15 protein-coding genes are annotated in these 16,267 nt (G+C 50.5%); 5 read left to right on the top strand and 10 right to left on the bottom strand.

Annotation, left to right across the window (positions count from 1 at the left end):
- Positions 1 to 58: 58 nt before the first annotated feature.
- From ACTVIM_RS11260 to ACTVIM_RS11245, 4 genes are all read right to left on the bottom strand, one after another.
- The gene (locus ACTVIM_RS11260; protein WP_445612651.1) at positions 59 to 1,984 is read right to left on the bottom strand and encodes an FtsX-like permease family protein; all 1,926 of its coding nucleotides are present in this window, start codon (positions 1,982 to 1,984) and stop codon (positions 59 to 61) included.
- Complete coding sequence (locus ACTVIM_RS11255; protein ID WP_445612650.1) at positions 1,981 to 2,736, bottom strand: ABC transporter ATP-binding protein; 756 nt, start codon at positions 2,734 to 2,736, stop codon at positions 1,981 to 1,983. Before ACTVIM_RS11255 ends, ACTVIM_RS11260 begins: the two co-directional genes overlap by 4 nt.
- A gap of 93 nt (positions 2,737 to 2,829) precedes the next feature.
- The gene (locus tag ACTVIM_RS11250; protein ID WP_445612649.1) at positions 2,830 to 3,834 is read right to left on the bottom strand and encodes a sensor histidine kinase; all 1,005 of its coding nucleotides are present in this window, start codon (positions 3,832 to 3,834) and stop codon (positions 2,830 to 2,832) included.
- Positions 3,831 to 4,520, bottom strand: a complete 690-nt coding sequence (locus ACTVIM_RS11245) for a response regulator transcription factor (RefSeq protein ID WP_445612648.1) — start codon at positions 4,518 to 4,520, stop codon at positions 3,831 to 3,833. Before ACTVIM_RS11245 ends, ACTVIM_RS11250 begins: the two co-directional genes overlap by 4 nt.
- Before the next feature lie 93 nt (positions 4,521 to 4,613).
- On the opposite strand from ACTVIM_RS11245, the gene ACTVIM_RS11240 reads away from it, so the two are divergent.
- The 4 genes from ACTVIM_RS11240 to ACTVIM_RS11225 all read left to right on the top strand — a co-directional run bounded on the left by ACTVIM_RS11240 (position 4,614) and on the right by ACTVIM_RS11225 (position 8,847).
- Positions 4,614 to 5,276: a DUF6036 family nucleotidyltransferase gene (locus tag ACTVIM_RS11240; protein WP_445612647.1), complete on the top strand. Its 663-nt coding sequence runs from the start codon at positions 4,614 to 4,616 to the stop codon at positions 5,274 to 5,276.
- 58 nt (positions 5,277 to 5,334) lie between these two features.
- Entirely contained in the window at positions 5,335 to 5,724 is a 390-nt protein-coding gene (locus ACTVIM_RS11235; protein WP_033023559.1) for a hypothetical protein, read from the top strand.
- A 435-nt stretch (positions 5,725 to 6,159) separates the two neighbouring features.
- Complete coding sequence (locus tag ACTVIM_RS11230; protein WP_445612646.1) at positions 6,160 to 7,533, top strand: glycoside hydrolase family 1 protein; 1,374 nt, start codon at positions 6,160 to 6,162, stop codon at positions 7,531 to 7,533.
- A 129-nt stretch (positions 7,534 to 7,662) separates the two neighbouring features.
- Positions 7,663 to 8,847 carry an RNA-guided endonuclease InsQ/TnpB family protein gene (locus tag ACTVIM_RS11225; protein WP_445612645.1) on the top strand — a complete coding sequence of 395 codons (1,185 nt, stop codon included), beginning with the start codon at positions 7,663 to 7,665 and terminating at the stop codon, positions 8,845 to 8,847.
- 326 nt (positions 8,848 to 9,173) lie between these two features.
- Here the strand turns inward: ACTVIM_RS11225 and ACTVIM_RS11220 are convergent, their stop codons facing one another.
- From ACTVIM_RS11220 to zwf, 4 genes are all read right to left on the bottom strand, one after another.
- Positions 9,174 to 9,590, bottom strand: coding sequence for a PIN domain-containing protein (locus ACTVIM_RS11220; protein ID WP_445612644.1), 417 nt, complete (start codon positions 9,588 to 9,590; stop codon positions 9,174 to 9,176).
- Complete coding sequence (locus ACTVIM_RS11215; RefSeq protein ID WP_445612643.1) at positions 9,591 to 9,902, bottom strand: AbrB/MazE/SpoVT family DNA-binding domain-containing protein; 312 nt, start codon at positions 9,900 to 9,902, stop codon at positions 9,591 to 9,593. It abuts the gene before it with no gap.
- 214 nt (positions 9,903 to 10,116) lie between these two features.
- Positions 10,117 to 10,734 carry a cyclase family protein gene (locus ACTVIM_RS11210; RefSeq protein WP_033023555.1) on the bottom strand — a complete coding sequence of 206 codons (618 nt, stop codon included), beginning with the start codon at positions 10,732 to 10,734 and terminating at the stop codon, positions 10,117 to 10,119.
- Between the two features lie 295 nt (positions 10,735 to 11,029).
- On the bottom strand, positions 11,030 to 12,541 hold the full coding sequence (gene zwf / locus ACTVIM_RS11205) for a glucose-6-phosphate dehydrogenase (protein ID WP_445612642.1): 1,512 nt from the start codon (positions 12,539 to 12,541) through the stop codon (positions 11,030 to 11,032).
- A gap of 413 nt (positions 12,542 to 12,954) precedes the next feature.
- Between zwf and rnz the strand changes: the two genes are divergently transcribed.
- Positions 12,955 to 13,878 carry a ribonuclease Z gene (rnz, locus tag ACTVIM_RS11200; RefSeq protein WP_445612641.1) on the top strand — a complete coding sequence of 308 codons (924 nt, stop codon included), beginning with the start codon at positions 12,955 to 12,957 and terminating at the stop codon, positions 13,876 to 13,878.
- On the opposite strand, the gene namA is transcribed toward rnz, so the two are convergent.
- Both namA and proI read right to left on the bottom strand, forming a co-directional pair.
- Entirely contained in the window at positions 13,875 to 14,897 is a 1,023-nt protein-coding gene (namA, locus tag ACTVIM_RS11195) for an NADPH dehydrogenase NamA (RefSeq protein WP_445612640.1), read from the bottom strand. The genes rnz and namA overlap by 4 nt on opposite strands.
- Positions 14,898 to 15,032: 135 nt before the next feature.
- A complete protein-coding gene (gene proI / locus ACTVIM_RS11190; protein ID WP_445612639.1) occupies positions 15,033 to 15,872 on the bottom strand; it encodes a pyrroline-5-carboxylate reductase ProI in 840 nt (279 codons plus the stop codon).
- Positions 15,873 to 16,267: the final 395 nt, after the last annotated feature.

Here is a 16,267-nt window from a genome sequence, read left to right as displayed (position 1 = left end):
AAATTTTCAAAAAACAAGAGCCTTTATTCCCATTTTTCAACCTGTAGATAGGCAAATCTCATAGCGCCTCACGAAGCAGCTGTTTGTCATAACGTACAGCCAACATGCCAAACAGCGAATAGCAGACTGTGTAAATCGCCATCACCGTCAACATCGGTGTCCACAGTTCGGTGCCGAAAAAGAACCAGCCGGAACGGACGGCAAAGTAGCTGTGAGACAATCCAAGAAGCAACGGAACCCCAAAGTAGAACAGCTGTTTCTGTCGGATGCCCGTGAAAAAGTCGTTTTCGGTGAATCCGAGTTTGCGCAAAATGGTGTAATTCGGCCGCTCTTCTTCGCCGGCGCCCATTTGCTTAAAGTAAAGAATACAGCCGGAGGTGACCAAAAAGGCGAGCCCTAAAAAGGTGACAACAAACATGATCAATCCGAATGTCTGTTTTTGATAGCGGCTCATGATCAGGCGCGAATCGGCGATGGAGGAAAACTTCATGCGTTGAAACAGCTGATCAGCCCGCTCGATATTTGTTTCGTCAGTCAGGTGAATTCCGATATGCACCTTTTTCATTTGTGGATCGGTTTCTTTTTGCAAACGAGCAAACATCGTTTGATCGACGACGACGGTGGGCATGCCGTGCGTAAAATGGTAGTTGACGTAATAGTCTTTTTTCATCCCAAGGTAATGAAGCGGGACCATGCGGCCGTTTGCTTTTAAGCGAATCGTTCCCGTTTCTTTAAACGGCAAGAATTGACGGAGGATGTCCTGATATCCCGTCAGCACTGCTTCCCCGGGCTTGACATCGATGCGGCCTGTACTTGTGTCGCTGATCACCGATAGCGCTGCGGCGGACGGCTGAAACTGGAGCCGGCTTTGATCAGCGATGTCTAAAATCATTGAAATATCAGTCGGTGTTTCAATGACATCGATCATCGTTTCTCGATAGCGAATATCATGAGATCGCAGCGCCGCCGTAAAACGGGCGGCATCTTTTTTGTCTGTGAACGCAAAGTCGGCGGCAACGTAGTTTTGCGCGGCCTGTTCGGCGGAATAGTAGGAAATATAGCTTAACGAAATCAACCCGATCGCGATGGCCGACACGGTCGTGATGATGGTGAGCAGCAAGGCATTTGATTTGATGCGAAACATAAGCGATGACATGGAAAGCACGTCGTCGATCGACAAATAACCGCCTTTCCGCTTCCGCCATAGGTGGAAGAGAAAGCTGATCGTTCCTTTAAAAAACAAGTAGGTGCCGATGATGACCGCGCCTAAAATGAATGCCATGGCCATGAATAAGCCTTGAACGCTCTTCCAGTCGCTGCTAAACAATTTCATCGATACCCCATAGCCGCTGCCGATGAGGATGATCCCCGCCATTCCCACGACCATGTTCCATACGGATACATGTTTTGCTTCGGTTGTCGATGTCGTGCGGAACAAGGAGACAATCGTCTGTTTTTTGAGAAACAAGCGGTTCATCCCCATCATGAACACATTGATCACACTAAACACAATCAACGTTTGCACCAATGCTCGGCCCGAAAAAGAAAGAGACGCCTTGACTGGAATATCGATGATTTTAAACAAAATCATCATCAACAGCTTGGAAGCGGCAAATCCCATCAATATGCCGATGATCAACGTGCCGTAATAAAGGATGGCGTTTTCGGCCGCCAGCATCAAAAAGATGTTTCGTTTCGTCATGCCGATCAACTGCAAAAGAGCGATCTCATGGCCGCGCCGTTGGATAAACAAGGCATTGGCATACAAAAGAAAGACGGCGACAATCACGATAAGAAGCACCGCGCCCGTGCGGACGGCCGCCGCCCCTTTCACTCCCCCTTTGATGGCATCAAGGGATGGGTCGTACTGCAATGTCACGAACGCGAAATACAAGGCGGAAGCAAACATCAAAGCAAACACGTACAAATAATAATGTTGGATGTTTTGTTTCAAGTTGCGGAAAACGAGTTGCTTCATGCTCATGACCGAACACCACCTAGCACGCCTTGTGTTTGCATAATGGCTTGGAAAAACTGCTGCTGCGTTTCGGTTCCTTTATACAGTTGCGTATACAATTGTCCGTCTTTGATAAAAACGACACGGCTTGAGAAGCTGGCCGCGACCGGATCATGGGTGACCATGATGATTGTCGTCTTCCGTTGTTGATTCAGTTTTCGCAACTTGTGCAATAAATCGGAAGCTGATTTCGAATCGAGTGCGCCGGTCGGCTCATCGGCAAAAATGATGCTCGGCTCATGGATGAACGCCCGCGCCGCGGCCGCGCGCTGTTTTTGCCCCCCAGAAATTTCGCTTGGATAGTGGTTTTGGATGTCAATAATGCCAAGTTCAGACGCCAATTCGGCAAATTTCTTTTCCGCTTCTTGCTTGGGCGTTTTCGTAATCGATAAAGGCAAAAGGACATTTTCCTTCACCGTCAGCGTGTCAAGCAAATGATACTCTTGAAAAATGAATCCGACATGGCGCTTGCGAAATTCCGCCAGCTCCCGGTCTTTCATGGCGACGATGTTGTTTCCTTCGATGAAAATCGCGCCCTCGCTCACCCGATCGATGGAGGAAAGGACGTTGAGCAGTGTCGTCTTCCCTGATCCCGACGGGCCCATGATCGCGAGAAACTCTCCTTTCTCCACGCGCAAATCAATGCCTTTGAGCACTTCTTGTTGATTTTTCTTTGTTCCGTAAATTTTGCGGATGTTGGTTGCTTCGAGTATCATCATTTCTGTTTTCCTCCTTCGTTTCTATCATAAACAAAACGGTTCTTTTTCTCCTTTGTTTGCTCGAACAAAACAAGACAGCATGTGACAGTTTTGTCACATGCCGTGCATTCGGATCAGGTCGTTTTCTTGGGGAAATACGATCGTAAAGACCGTCCCGCGCCCCGGTGAAGATTCGACGTGAAAGTCAAGCAGAAGCGGTTGGGCGGCTTTTTTCGCCAAGTACAGCCCCATTCCCGTCGCCGCTTCGTTTTGGTGTTCAGCGGTGGAGGTGAAGCCCTTGTCAAAAATGCGCGGCAAGTCCTTCGGATCAATGCCGCGGCCGAAATCTTGAATCTGCAAGTGGATATGGCCGTTTTCTAGAAAACTTTTCACGATAATGTCGCAAGACTCGCTATATTTCACCGCGTTCGTCACGATTTGCCGGATGATAAACGAAAGCCATTTGGCATCGCTGAGCACCGAGCGGACGTTCAATTGCAGATCAAAGCCGATGCTTTTTTGCATGCACCATGGCTGCAACGGTTTGATTTCATTGATGAGAAGCGGCTTGAGTTCGACGTGTTCGATGTATAAATCGTTTTCCATGTGAGGGAGCCGCCGCTGATGGAGCTGCTGATCGAGCAGCAAATGAATGCGCAGCCATTCGTATAGGAGCGATGATTTGGCGTTTTCCTCTTCGACTCGTTCGATCATGAGCCGCATGGCCGTCAGCGGCGTTTTCATTTCGTGAATCCATGTCAGCAGTTCATCTCTCTCTTGTTCCAACGCTGTTCGGCATACGGTCAGTTCCTGTTTCCATTGGGCCATTTGGCTGGCCATGGCGCGCTCAACGATGCGTTCGAACGGACTTGCCGCCTGCAGGCTGGAAGCGGGGTCCAAGGCAAGATGGCACGTTTGCAGCCGCTGATAAAATGCCGTTTCCTTTTTCCACCGGATGATGACAAAGACGGCAAAGAGGATGGATGTTAAAAAGACGATATAAAGAGCGGAGGAAAAGGGAATCGTCGGATCAAGATAAGCGACAAACAGAATGAACAGCTCGAGGAACAAAAAGAAGGCAAGCCAGCTTTTTCGTTCCATCAAGTAGTCTTTGATCATGAGCCGATCCCCTCTTCCTTTGCCATATACCCTTGTCCCACTTTCGTTTCGATGAAACGGCCCAAGCCCAGTTCGTCAAGCTTTTTCCGCAGCCGGTTGACATTGACGGTCAGCGTGTTGTCGCTGATAAACCGTTCGTCCTCCCACAGCTGTTCGATCAGTTCTGTCCGCGTTACAATCGTGTTTTTCTTGTTCAACAGATGTTTTAAAATCAACAGTTCGTTTTTCGTCAGCTCCACCGTTCCTTGTTCATTGGTGACCGTGCTTTTGGCATAGTCGATAGTGGCGCCGCACCACGTTTGCAGGTGGATAGGGCCTGCATTGTAATCGTACACGCGCCGGAGCAGCGCTTGGATTTTCGCGATCAGCACGTCAAAATGAAACGGCTTTTGGATGTAATCATCCGCGCCAAGCTGCATGGACATGACCATGTCGGTCGGATGGTCGCGCGACGATAAAAACAAGATCGGGACGTTCGAATGCGCGCGGATTTGGCGGCACCAGTGAAATCCATCAAATTTCGGCAGCTGGATGTCAATGATGACAAGGTGTGGCTGGCAGTGCGAAAATTCCTCTATCACCCGGCTGAAATCGCGGATGCCGCAAACGTTGTATGACCATTGTTCGAGACGTTGTTTGATTTCTTGAAACAACGTGGCATCGTCTTCAATGAGTAAAATGTTCAACCTCGTGTCCCCCTACTCTTTTCCGCTCGATATGGCGTGTTGTTCTGTTTTCCATTATATCTGTTTTTTGGTTGTTTAGGGAGAAGGGGGACGATGAGATGGAAGAGATGGGTGGGAATCAAAATTGAAAGTATATCGGACAATGAGTTATTATGGATTCAAAGAATAAATGGAAAATGGAGGTGGAATTTAGCGATGAGTTACTCATCTGAGGAAATGAGAACTAGGGATGCCATTTTAGATAAATTTTATACATTGGACTATCTCTGTTGCAAACAAGGAGTTGTTGCTGAAATCGTTGTTTTAGGGGGAGCGGCGCTTTTATTACTTATGGAGCAAATGGGAGAACAGTTTCGTCCTACGAGGGATATCGATGTTCATCTTATCAGCACCAACAATATGCAGGCCTTATTAAGGGAGTTAGAAAAAATAAATGTCGATGTGGTTGGAGGAATTATGGAAGTTCCTCCATCGGAAGACTTGCGGAATAAGGAGTCACTTTTTGAGTTGGATTTGGATTTTTCGGCTATTCGTGTCTATGTTCCAACCATCGAATTGCTTGCCTGTTGCAAAATTTTTTCCACTCGTGAAAAAGATTTAATTGATTTAAAGGAGACACAGATATTAGAAAAATGTGATACAGAAAAGTTGCTGGGAATGGTAGCGGAATATAGAGAATATTTGCTGAATCCCTCAAATCAAGATTTGAATTTGTATGAACTAGATAACATTTTGAAGGAAAAAGGCATATTATAGAGAGAATGTGATAAAATATTAGGTACAAATAAGTTGCAAAGGAAAGGGGGCAACTACCATGAATAGTAGGACGGGAGAGGAACCCACAGTGCCTTTTTCGGAATTTCTCGAAGAGCTACGTCGAGAGTTACGTTTTCAGCAAAATGGGGGAACTAGTTATCGAAAACAAACGGCACAATTATCATTACAAGTTGCCCAGAAAGCAGGATGTATAGATCCGTTTTTTAATAGAGAAAGTGCCAAGCGGACAGTTTCTCAATTGCTTCCTGACCTCGATCTTTTTCGTATCGAAGACATTGCTAAGATGTTGAATGTCATTGCAAGGGAACTCTATATGAATGCTACCCTTTCCGATGAAGTTAGAGATTATATACACCAAAAACGTCAACATCGCAAGCCTCTCTTAAAAGAACGGCATTTTCTTGGTTTTAAATCTAAGTTGCAATAAAGAATTTACTGGCTCATCACCACAACATGTACTTGACAGACGGTACACTTCTCTGAACAAGTGTTTGCAAAAATAATTTGTTTCCCGTTCTTTCTTGGTTGCATAAGTAAGGTACGTGATGAAAAAATCAAGTACAACTTTTGGTGAAGAGCCAATTTACTTCCCAATCCCCTTTTTATGTATTTAAAACCATTATATACAATATGCGACTGAGAAGTGTAAAACACAATTTCAAATAGTTATAGGAGTACTACTTATTTTGCTGGGCAGGCAAGGGGATGTCCTAAAGGGGAGCATCCCTATTTTATCACCTGCCATGTTTTGGCCGATCTTGCCCCTTTTCCTGTCTTGTTCTGACAAAAGGTCATTATGTCATCATGGCGCCTGAGCATAAGGCGCACGATTATTGTTTGTTTACACGTGGAGGGATTTGTCATGCCATCACAACGAAAATCGATCATCCCCGACGGCTTTTTATGGGGCGGGGCGGTGACGTCGTTCCAGACGGAAGGGGCGTGGAACGAAGGCGGCAAAGGGCTGTCGATCGTCGATGCGCGCCCGATTCCGGAAGGCCATTCCGATTGGAAAGTGGCGGTTGACTTTTACCATCGCTACAAAGAAGACATCGCTTTGTTCAAGGAGCTCGGCTTTACTGCCTACCGGACGAGCATCGCTTGGACGCGCATTTTTCCGGATGGAGAAGGGGAGCCGAATGAAGCGGGCTTGGCGTTTTATGACGCCGTGTTTGATGAATTGAGGGCGAACGGCATCGAACCGGTCATTACGCTGTACCATTTTGATTTGCCGCTGGCGTTGGCGAAGAAATACAACGGCTTTGCCTCGCGGAAGGTCGTCGATTTGTTTGAGCGGTACGCGCGCACCGTGTTTGCGCGCTACCGTGGGAAAGTGAACTATTGGCTGACGTTCAACGAACAAAACTTAGTGCTCGAACAACCGCATTTATGGGGGGCGATCTGCCCGGATGATGAAGACCCGGAAGCGTTTGCCTACCGCGTCTGCCATCACGTCTTTCTCGCCCACGCCAAGGCGGTGAAGGCGCTGCGCGAGATCGCTCCGGAGGCGAAGATCGGCGGGATGGCGACGTATTTGACAACGTATCCGGCGACATGCCGCCCGGAAGACGCTTTGGCGAACGTGCAAGCGAAAGAGCTGTTCATTGATTTCTTCTTTGATGTGTTCGCCCGCGGCGTTTATCCGCGCTATGTGACGAATCGGCTGGAGAAAAAGGGGATCCGCTTGCCGCTTGAGGCAGGCGATGAGGAATTGCTGCGCACGCAGACGGTCGATTTTTTGTCATTTAGCTACTATCAAAGCCAAATCGTCCGCCATCAGGAACAAGATGAGCGGATCATCAAAGGGCTTGAGCCGAATCCCCACTTGCCGAAGACGAAATGGGGCTGGGCGATCGATCCGATCGGCTTGCGGATTGCCTTAAAAGACGTGTACGCCCGCTACCAGATGCCCATTTTCATCACCGAAAACGGCATCGGGCTTGAGGAGGAGCTAAACGAGAACGGCACGGTCGACGATGACGAGCGGATCGACTATATGCGCCGCCATATCGAACAAATGAAGCTGGCGATCGAAGAAGGGGTCGAGGTGATCGGCTATTTGATGTGGGGGGCAACCGACTTGTTAAGCTCGCAAGGCGAGATGCGCAAGCGCTACGGCGTCATTTTCGTCAACCGCGATGATCAAAACTTGCGCGATTTGAAGCGTTATAAGAAAAAAAGCTTCTACTGGTTCCAGCGCGTCATTCGCACGAATGGGGAGGTGACACACAGTTGAAATAAATTTATAAAATTTCGTAAAACTCTATATACAATTTATAAAAACTATGTATATAGGTGATAAATCGGTTTGAAATTATAACTGACATAGGTAAAGCCAAGAAAATGATTCAGGAGTTAGTAAAAGATGATCAAGACTTATAAAGTCATGCTTTTGCCAAACAATAAGCAAAGAACAAAGTTATTTGAGTGCGCAGGCGTATCCCGCTGGGCATACAATTGGGCATTGGCTACACAACAAGAAAACGACAAAAATGGCGGAACGTTTTTAAACGATAATGAGTTAAGGAAAACGCTGACACAATTAAAAAAGCAAAAAGAATATGCTTGGCTTAACCATTACTCAAATAATATAACAAAACAAGCGATCAAAGATGCCTGTCAAGCGTACAAAAACTTCTTTGAAGGCAGGGCAAAGTTTCCAAAATTTAAGTCAAAAAAGAGAAGCAAACCAAGTTTTTATCAAGATACAGCAAAAATCAAAATCACAAAAACGCATGTAAAATTGGAAAAGTTAACCACATCAAAGAAAAAGAATAGGCAGAAATTTAACGATGTTAAGTTAGCTGAAAAAGACAGAATCCCAACAGGGAGTAATATAAACTATCTCAACCCAAGAATTACGTTTGACGGAATAAACTGGTGGCTCACTGTAGGAGTAGAACAAGTCGAAAACAAAAGTCCAAATGATACTGATGGCATAGGCATCGATTTAGGGGTGAAAGATTTAGCTGTCGTTAGCAACGGGCAGAGGTTTCGCAATATAAACAAATCAAACAAAGTGAAGAAGTTGGAGAAAAGGCTGAAACGGTTGCAACGTGAGCTATCAAGGAAATATGAGAAAAATAAAATAAAAACAGAAGGAGGTGAATACCGTTACAGAAAAACAAACAATATAAAGAAGTTGGAATTCCTTGTTCGAAAGACGTACCGAAGGCTGAAACACATTAGGCACAATTATATTCATCAAATCACTGCATCTTTGGTGAAAACCAAGCCAGAGTATGTAGTCATGGAGAGCTTACATACTCATGGAATGCTAAAGAACAGAAAGCTATCGAAAGCCGTCCAAGAACAAACATTCCATGAGTTTAAAAGGCAAATGGAATATAAGTGTGCTTGGAATGGAATTAAGTTTATACTTGCAGACCGATTCTTCCCTTCGTCTAAAACGTGCAGCCATTGCGGGGCTGTAAAAGAGAAACTTTCTTTGTCAGAAAGAACGTTTATATGTGATGAATGCGGAAATCAAATAGACAGGGATGTGAACGCAAGTAGAAACTTAAAAAAATATGGTGAGTCAATAGCCTAGCACGAAAAGCGGCTATTGATATGTACCCATTCGTTAGTGGGGAATTGAAGCCTTCGGAGCACCACATCCAACGAGAGTAGCTTTGGCGAAATCGGGTGCGATGAACAAGGAAAGAAACATAGGTCTTTATAAGATTTTTAACTATCTTATAAAGCCTTATAAGTTTTCTGTAACGGAGCTGTAAAGCAAGAACGAGTTTCAAAAGAGGGGCTGACCCAAAAGGTCGCCTGCCTTCAAGATAGGCACAACATACAGTGCGGCAGAAGCAGTCGGTACGTATATAGCGATGAAAGAGGGCGTCCCGGTCCTTTTGGGACACCCTCTTTTTACCAGTCCTTAGGGCGACCGTGGCGAATGTTCAATCGTTTAACATGTTTGTCCCAAGTAACGACATCTTCTGGGGGATTCGCTTTTGCATGAGCGGCGATATACGCGTCAATGAAATCGACCTTTTTCTCACCGTAATTTCGAAGCGCCTGTTGCACAACATCTTTTTCCTCTGTTTCGATCCCGATCCCGTTGGTAAACTTTAATAAGGCGGCGGAAATGTCGGACGGCGATGCTTGATAGACGGAGGCCAGCACCCAGCAACATTCTGCGACGACGAGCGGATTAAGGCGCAAAATCAATTCTCCTGCTTCTACTTTCTGCAACATGTCCTCAACTTCTTCCGCAAGCTCTTGGGGATGGCCGGTCATGATTCGAATCACGACATTTGTGTCGATCCACAGCTTGCGAGCCACTTAGTTTTCCTCCCCGTCTTTCAATTCTTTTGCTCCTATCGTACGATATACTTCATCTCGGATTTCCTCAACGGGGCGGAACGGCTGATTGGTTTTGAGAATGCCGATTAATTGTGACAAGCGATATTTCTTCGTGACTTCCACTTTTATTTCTCCATCTTGGTTGACGATAAACGTCAGATCATCGCCTTCGGTGAGGCCTAATGTTTTCCGGATTTCAGCAGGAATGACCACTTGCCCTCGGCTGGACAGCTTGCTTGTCGCTTTCATGACGACCGGCGATGGTTGATCCGAAACATTCATTTTCTCCATTGGTGCGTTTCGCTCCTTCTTTTCAATACTTACTTTTATTATATGTCTTATTTGCATGTTTGATCAATCATTGAAAATCATATTATTTTCGGTGTAGTAAGAAGTTGTGTGAGGGACAACAACAATGATAAGAATGTATGTTCATGCGTGGAAGAGGGGGGCTTCTCCGTTTGGAATGATAAAACAGCCGGTCCCATCAAGGGACCGGCTGTTTTTACAGCTCACGGTCAAACAGCAAGACGCGCGCCGGGGCGGCGTCGGTGCCGACGAGTTTGAGCGGGGCGGCGACCATGAAATAGCGGCCTTCGGGGACCTCTTTTAGCCGCAGCCCTTCGATGACGATGACGCCGGCCGAAAACAGTGTTTTATGGGTCGGATGGCCTTCTTGCGCCCGCTCGATGCCGAGCGCGTCGATGCCGACACCGCGGATTGATTTGGCGGCCAAATAGCGGGCCGCGTCTTCGGCGACGAAAATAAACTCGAAATTGAACGCATCCTCAAACGAATTTTTCGTTTTAAACAGAACGAAGTCGCCTTCCTGAATGTCGAGATGAGCGATGTCATCTTTCGTAATCCGGTCGTTGACATGCGTCAAATCAAACAGTTTGCACGGGCCGACGAGGCGGTCAAGCGGAATCGTTTCAAATGTCGCGCCGCCTTCGACCATATGAAGGGGTGCGTCAATGTGCGTGCCGGTGTGCACGTCCATATCAATGCGCGATTCGGTCACATAGCCATTGGTGACTGTCGTGCGCTTCGGCTGTTTTTCCGGTTTGTTTTTGTAAACCGGCATGCCTTCGTAAATCGGGGCGGTGACATCATACATCTTCATCGTTCCTTCACTCCTTTGCTTCAACGACGGCGGGCCAGCGGTCGAAAACCAGCATGCCTGTCAGGGACTGGCGTTGTTCGGCGACGGCTGAGCCCGCTCTTTGTTTTGCCCGTGATCGTCCAGACGAACGGTGATGAAAACGGATCGCCTGACAACGTCTCGCCGAAGGGAAACGGCTGTGGATCGCCGGCCTTCTAGAAAGCCAGCGATCCACGGTGCGTGCCGCTTCATTTCGTTGTTTCCCATTTTTGCGGCTCGGTTTGCGCGCCAGAAGGTGTGAGCGGAGGGGCGAGCGCTAGTTTGCCCCCGCCTTTTCGGAACGCGGGTGGCTGATCGGCCACCAATGGAAGCCGTCTTTTTGCAATAGTTCATCGGCCGCTTTCGGCCCCATCGAACCGGCTTCATAGTTCGGGAAATCGGCGGCTTTTGTGTTGGCCCACACGTCAGAAATCGGGTCGATAAATTGCCATGACGCCGCCACTTCATCCCAGTGGGTGAAGTTCGTCGCATCGCCGCGCATGCAGTCGTACAGCAGCTTTTCGTACGCTTCCGGCGTGTTGATGCCGTCGATGCAGTTGTTGCAGTAATCGAGTTGAAACGGGGCGGTCGTCGTCGTTGACTCCCCGGTTTTTTTGCCGTTTAAGTGAAGGGTGATCCCTTCATCCGGCTGGATGTGAATAACGAGCAAGTTCGGGGCGATCGTTTCGTTTGTCCGGTAGTATAAGTTCATCGGTACATCTTTGAATTGGACGACGATTTTCGTTGACTTTTCCGCCATTCGCTTGCCGGTGCGGATGTAAAACGGCACCCCGGCCCAGCGGAAGTTGTCGATCAAGAGCTTCCCGGCGACAAACGTTTCCGTGTTTGAGTCCGGATCGACGTTCGGCTCTTCGCGGTACGCCGGCACGGCCTTGCCGTGGATCATCCCCCGCCCGTATTGGCCGCGCACGAAATAGCGGTCGACGTCATCGTGGGAAATCGGGCGCAAGGCGCGCAACACTTTCACTTTTTCGTGGCGGATGTCATCGGTCGTTAATTTGATCGGCGGCTCCATCGCCAAAAGCGCGACCATTTGCAGCATATGGTTTTGCACCATGTCGCGCAGCGCCCCGGAATGGTCGTAGTAGCGGCCGCGATCTTCCACGCCGAGCGTTTCGCTCGATGTAATTTGAATGTTGGCGATGAACCGGTTGTTCCAGAGCGGCTCGAAAATGGCGTTCGAGAAGCGGATGACCTCGATGTTTTGCACCATTTCTTTGCCGAGGTAATGGTCGATCCGGTAAATTTCCCGTTCGGAAAAGACGCGGCGAATCTCATCATTCAGCTTTTCGGCGCTCGCCAAGTCATGCCCGAACGGTTTTTCGATGACGAGCCGTTTAAAGCCGCGCGTTTCCGTCAATCCTTCCGACTGCAAGCGGGAAGTGACGGTGCCGAAAAATTCCGGCGCCATCGCCAAGTAAAAAATGCGGTTGCCTTCGGTCGCATATGTGTCATCGAGCTGTTCGAGGAGCGACTTTAAGCGTTGGTACGACTCGGCTTCCGTCACATCGAACGGGTGGTAATAGAAATGGGAGATGAATCGCTCGTCCGCGAGCGGTTGCTGAAACGCTGTTTCAACCGAGTCGCGCACATCGTTTCGGAACTCATCGACCGACAACGGGCGGCGCGCGACGCCAACGACAGCGAATCGCTCGTTCAAATGCCCTTTTTCATACAGGCGGTAAAGAGACGGAAACAGTTTCCGTTTCGCCAAATCTCCCGTCGCTCCGAAAATGACGATGATCGATTTCGGGTTCATATTGTCCACCGTATGTACCTCGCTTTTGCCAAATTGACGTCTTCAATGAAACCATTGTAGAGGTTTGCCGGACAGAACGCAAATACTTTGTTGCGTTCCGAGGGCAGAGACCTTTGCCGGATAGGGCGCAAGGATTTGATTGCGTTCCGACGGCGGAGACGTTGGCCGGACGAAACGCTAAGGTTTGGTTGTGTTCCGGCGACAGAGACTTTTGCCGGATAGGGCGCAAGGATTTAATTGCGCTCCGGCGGGCGGAGACGTTGGCCGGACGAAACGCTAAAATTTGAGCTAGGCGCGCCCATTCATAAAGCCGCGCGGTGCTAAGCCGGCGGTGGTAGAGCGCAAAAGGAAGTTGAAAAGCCGTTCCGACATTGGTACGCTAACAACAGGCAACGTTGAGCGAGAACAAGGAGGGACGCCTGTTGGAACTGTTGTTTTTAGGCACCGGTGCCGGCGTGCCGGCGAAAGAGCGCAACGTCTCATCCGTCGCCTTGCAGCTGCTCGACGAACGGGGGGCGACATGGCTGTTTGATTGTGGCGAGGCGACGCAGCATCAAATTTTGCATACCGCCATTCGTCCGCGCCGCATCGAGCATATTTTGATTACGCACTTGCATGGCGACCATCTATTCGGCTTGCCGGGGCTGCTTGGCAGCCGTTCGTTTCAAAGCGGTGAGACGCCGCTCACTGTGTTTGGTCCGCGCGGTCTGCGCGCGTTTGTCGAAACGGCGCTCGCTGTCAGCGGAACGAAGCTTCGTTATGAACTGAACATTGCCGAGATCGAGGAAGGCGTTATTTTTGATGATGAAACGTTTCAAGTGATCGCCAAACGGCTCGATCACGGCATGCCGTCTTATGGCTTCCGCGTTGTCGAAAAAGACTTGCCCGGCCCGCTCTTGGTTGACCGGCTGCGAGCGCTCGGCGTCCGCCCCGGCCCGATTTATCAACAGATTAAGCAAGGAAAAACGGTCGTGCTCGAGGACGGTACCGTGCTTGACGGGCGCGAGTTTGTCGGCCCGCCGCAAAAAGGGCGAATCGTCACCGTGCTAGGCGACACCCGCTTTTGCGAAGCGGCGATTGAGCTCGCCCGCGATGCCGATGTCGTCGTCCACGAGGCGACGTTTGCCGCGGCGGAGCAGCAGCTAGCCCATGACTATTTTCATTCTACGACCATCGATGCGGCCGAGGTGGCGAGGCGGGCGCGGGCGAAACGGCTCATTTTAACCCATATCAGCTCCCGCTACCAAGGTGCGGCGGCGCTGCAGCTCGTCGCCGAGGCGCGCCGCGTATTTCCGAACACGGAGCTTGCGGCTGATTTCGCTTCGTTTTCGATCCCGCGCGGTTAAAACCGCCAGCCGCGCTCGTATTGCACCGGCGCTTCGATGCTCACTCCGAGCTCCCTCGCCGCGGCGTACGGCCAATACGGGTTGCGCAGCAGCTCGCGCCCTAAAAAGACGAGATCGGCGCGGCCGTTGCGCAGCACTTCTTCCGCCTGCCAGCCGGAGGTGATCAAGCCGACGGCGCCGGTCGGGATGTTTGCTTCGCGGCGGATCAGTTCGGCAAACGGCACTTGGTAGCCGGGATAAACGTCGATGCGCGCCGGCACGACGGCGCCGGAGCTGACATCGATGAGGTCGACGCCTTGTTCTTTCATGCGTTTGGCGTACGGAACGTAGTCGCTGGCTGTCAGCCCGTCCGGATGGTAGTCGGACGCTGAGATGCGCACAAACAGCGGGCCGTCCCACACTTCGCGGACCGCCTCGACCACTTCGCCCAAGAAACGGTAGCGGTTTTCCGGCGAACCGCCGTATTCGTCTTGGCGGCGATTGGCGAGCGGCGATAAAAATTCGTTAATGAGGTAGCCGTGGGCGGCATGGATTTCGATAACGTCAAAGCCGGCTTCCTTCGCCCGCCGCGCGCCGTTTTGGAACGCTTGCACCGTCTCTTCGATGTCCGTTTTGGTCATTTCTTTCGGTGTGCGCGACGATTCTTGGAACGGAATGGCGGACGGGGCGATGATCTCTCCCGGTACTTCCGCTTTTCGGCCGGCGTGGGCAAGCTGGATGCCGATGGCGGCTCCGTGCTCTTTCACAAGCCCGACGAGTTCGCGAAGTCCGGCGATATGGTCATCGCTCCAAATGCCTAAGTCGCGTTCAGAAATGCGGCCTTGCGGCGTCACGCCGGTCGCTTCGACGATGATGAGGCCGACTTGGCCGACGGCGCGCGCCGGGTAATGGATTTTATGCCATGTGCGCACCGTGCCGTCTTTTGTCTCGCATGAATACATGCACATCGGCGACATGACGATTCGGTTTTTCAGTGTCAGCCCGCTAATCGTATACGGCGAAAACAGCATCGTGTTCATGACAAGCAGCTCCTTTCTATGCCACTGAATGGTTCATGACTGATGATAGCATGCCGCTTGCCAAAAACAAAATGAAACGGATTGCCGCCCTGTTCGAATTAGGCGGAAAAGAGCGGTGCCCTGGGGCTATCGTGTTTACGCTTCGGCGATGGCGGCGAGCAGAGCGCTGCCGAGCTCTTCGGAGCGGGCCGTCGCCCGGCGGATGCAAGCGATGACCGCCTCCTGAAATCGGTACTGCTCAAGCACGCCAATGCCGGCTTCAGTCGTGCCGCCCGGGCTCGTCACTTCGCGGCGCAGGACGGACGGATGTTTGTCGGACGCTTTGAGCATTTCAGCCGCGCCGATGATCGTTTGCAAAATGAACGGTTTCGCCACTTCAGGCTCAAGGCCGATGTCGGATGCCGCTTTTTCCATCGCTTCGACCAAGTAGTACACATACGCCGGGCCGCTTCCGGACAGGCCGGTGACCGCGTGCAAGTCGCGCTCCGGCACTACAGCGACGATGCCGACCGTTTCAAACAGTTGTTTGGCCACCTCAAGATGTTCTTTCGCGGCGAAGCGGCCGCCGGCGATCGCGGTCGCCGATAAGCCGACAGCGGCCGATGTGTTCGGCATCGCGCGGACGACAGGGATGTCGCGTCCGGCGAGCCGTTCGATCGTTTCAGTCGTGACGCCGGCCAGCAGCGAAAGGATGAGCGGGTTGGCACAAAGGGCAGGGGTGATGGTGTGCATCGCTTCGACGACGTCTTTTGGTTTCATTGCCAACACGATGATGTCCGCCTGTTCGGCAGCTTCACGGGCGTTTGGGGCCACCCGCACTCCGTAGCGGCGCGCCAGTTCCTCGAGACGGGCGCGGTTTTGCCGATTGGCAACGATGACGTCGGTTGGGCGGCAAAAAGCTTTCGTCATGCCGGCGATGAGCGCTTCCGCCATCGAGCCGGCGCCGATCAGCGCAATCGTCTGTCCGTTGTTCATCTTTTCACTCCTCCTTCGCTTGCGGGTGTCGGGGCAAAAGAAAAAGGTTTTCCGTCCTTGCAAAAGGACGGAAAACCTTCGTTTCCGCGGTACCACCTTTTTTGGCCTAGCTTGGTCCAAACGCCAAACAGGCCCGACTCTGTCCCGATAACGCTGGGAATGCGTTTAGGTTGGCCTAACAGCTCCTAGGGTAGGTTCAACCGCAAAGAGGGCAGCAAAGCCTTCCAGCCGCGGGCTTCGCTCTCTGGTGCCGTTTGCGGTTTACTGGCCCTGTTCATCGCCAGTTTGGCCGTATCGGTGATGTTATTTGTCATTATGCCGCGGGACAAGGCTGGTTGTCAAGAGAGAAGCGTGAATTTTTTGGCCATTTTCGATGCGCGGCAGAAAAAGGAATG

It is taken from the genome of Geobacillus sp. YF-1 (assembly GCF_052692335.1).
The sequence above is the reverse complement of the archived record's forward strand: the minus strand, read 5'-3'. Positions and strand labels throughout refer to the sequence as shown.

Excerpts from the sequence above, each read along its gene's own strand:
- ACTVIM_RS11260 (WP_445612651.1), bottom strand. The coding sequence starts at position 1,984 with ATGAGCATGAAGCAACTCGTTTTCCGCAACTTGAAACAAAACATCCAA.
- ACTVIM_RS11255 (WP_445612650.1), bottom strand. The coding sequence starts at position 2,736 with ATGATGATACTCGAAGCAACCAACATCCGCAAAATTTACGGAACAAAG.
- ACTVIM_RS11250 (WP_445612649.1), bottom strand. The coding sequence starts at position 3,834 with ATGATCAAAGACTACTTGATGGAACGAAAAAGCTGGCTTGCCTTCTTT.
- ACTVIM_RS11240 (WP_445612647.1), top strand. The coding sequence starts at position 4,614 with ATGAGATGGAAGAGATGGGTGGGAATCAAAATTGAAAGTATATCGGAC.
- ACTVIM_RS11235 (WP_033023559.1), top strand. The coding sequence starts at position 5,335 with ATGAATAGTAGGACGGGAGAGGAACCCACAGTGCCTTTTTCGGAATTT.
- ACTVIM_RS11230 (WP_445612646.1), top strand. The coding sequence starts at position 6,160 with ATGCCATCACAACGAAAATCGATCATCCCCGACGGCTTTTTATGGGGC.
- ACTVIM_RS11225 (WP_445612645.1), top strand. The coding sequence starts at position 7,663 with ATGATCAAGACTTATAAAGTCATGCTTTTGCCAAACAATAAGCAAAGA.
- ACTVIM_RS11215 (WP_445612643.1), bottom strand. The coding sequence starts at position 9,902 with ATGGAGAAAATGAATGTTTCGGATCAACCATCGCCGGTCGTCATGAAA.
- ACTVIM_RS11210 (WP_033023555.1), bottom strand. The coding sequence starts at position 10,734 with ATGAAGATGTATGATGTCACCGCCCCGATTTACGAAGGCATGCCGGTT.
- namA (WP_445612640.1), bottom strand. The coding sequence starts at position 14,897 with ATGAACACGATGCTGTTTTCGCCGTATACGATTAGCGGGCTGACACTG.
- proI (WP_445612639.1), bottom strand. The coding sequence starts at position 15,872 with ATGAACAACGGACAGACGATTGCGCTGATCGGCGCCGGCTCGATGGCG.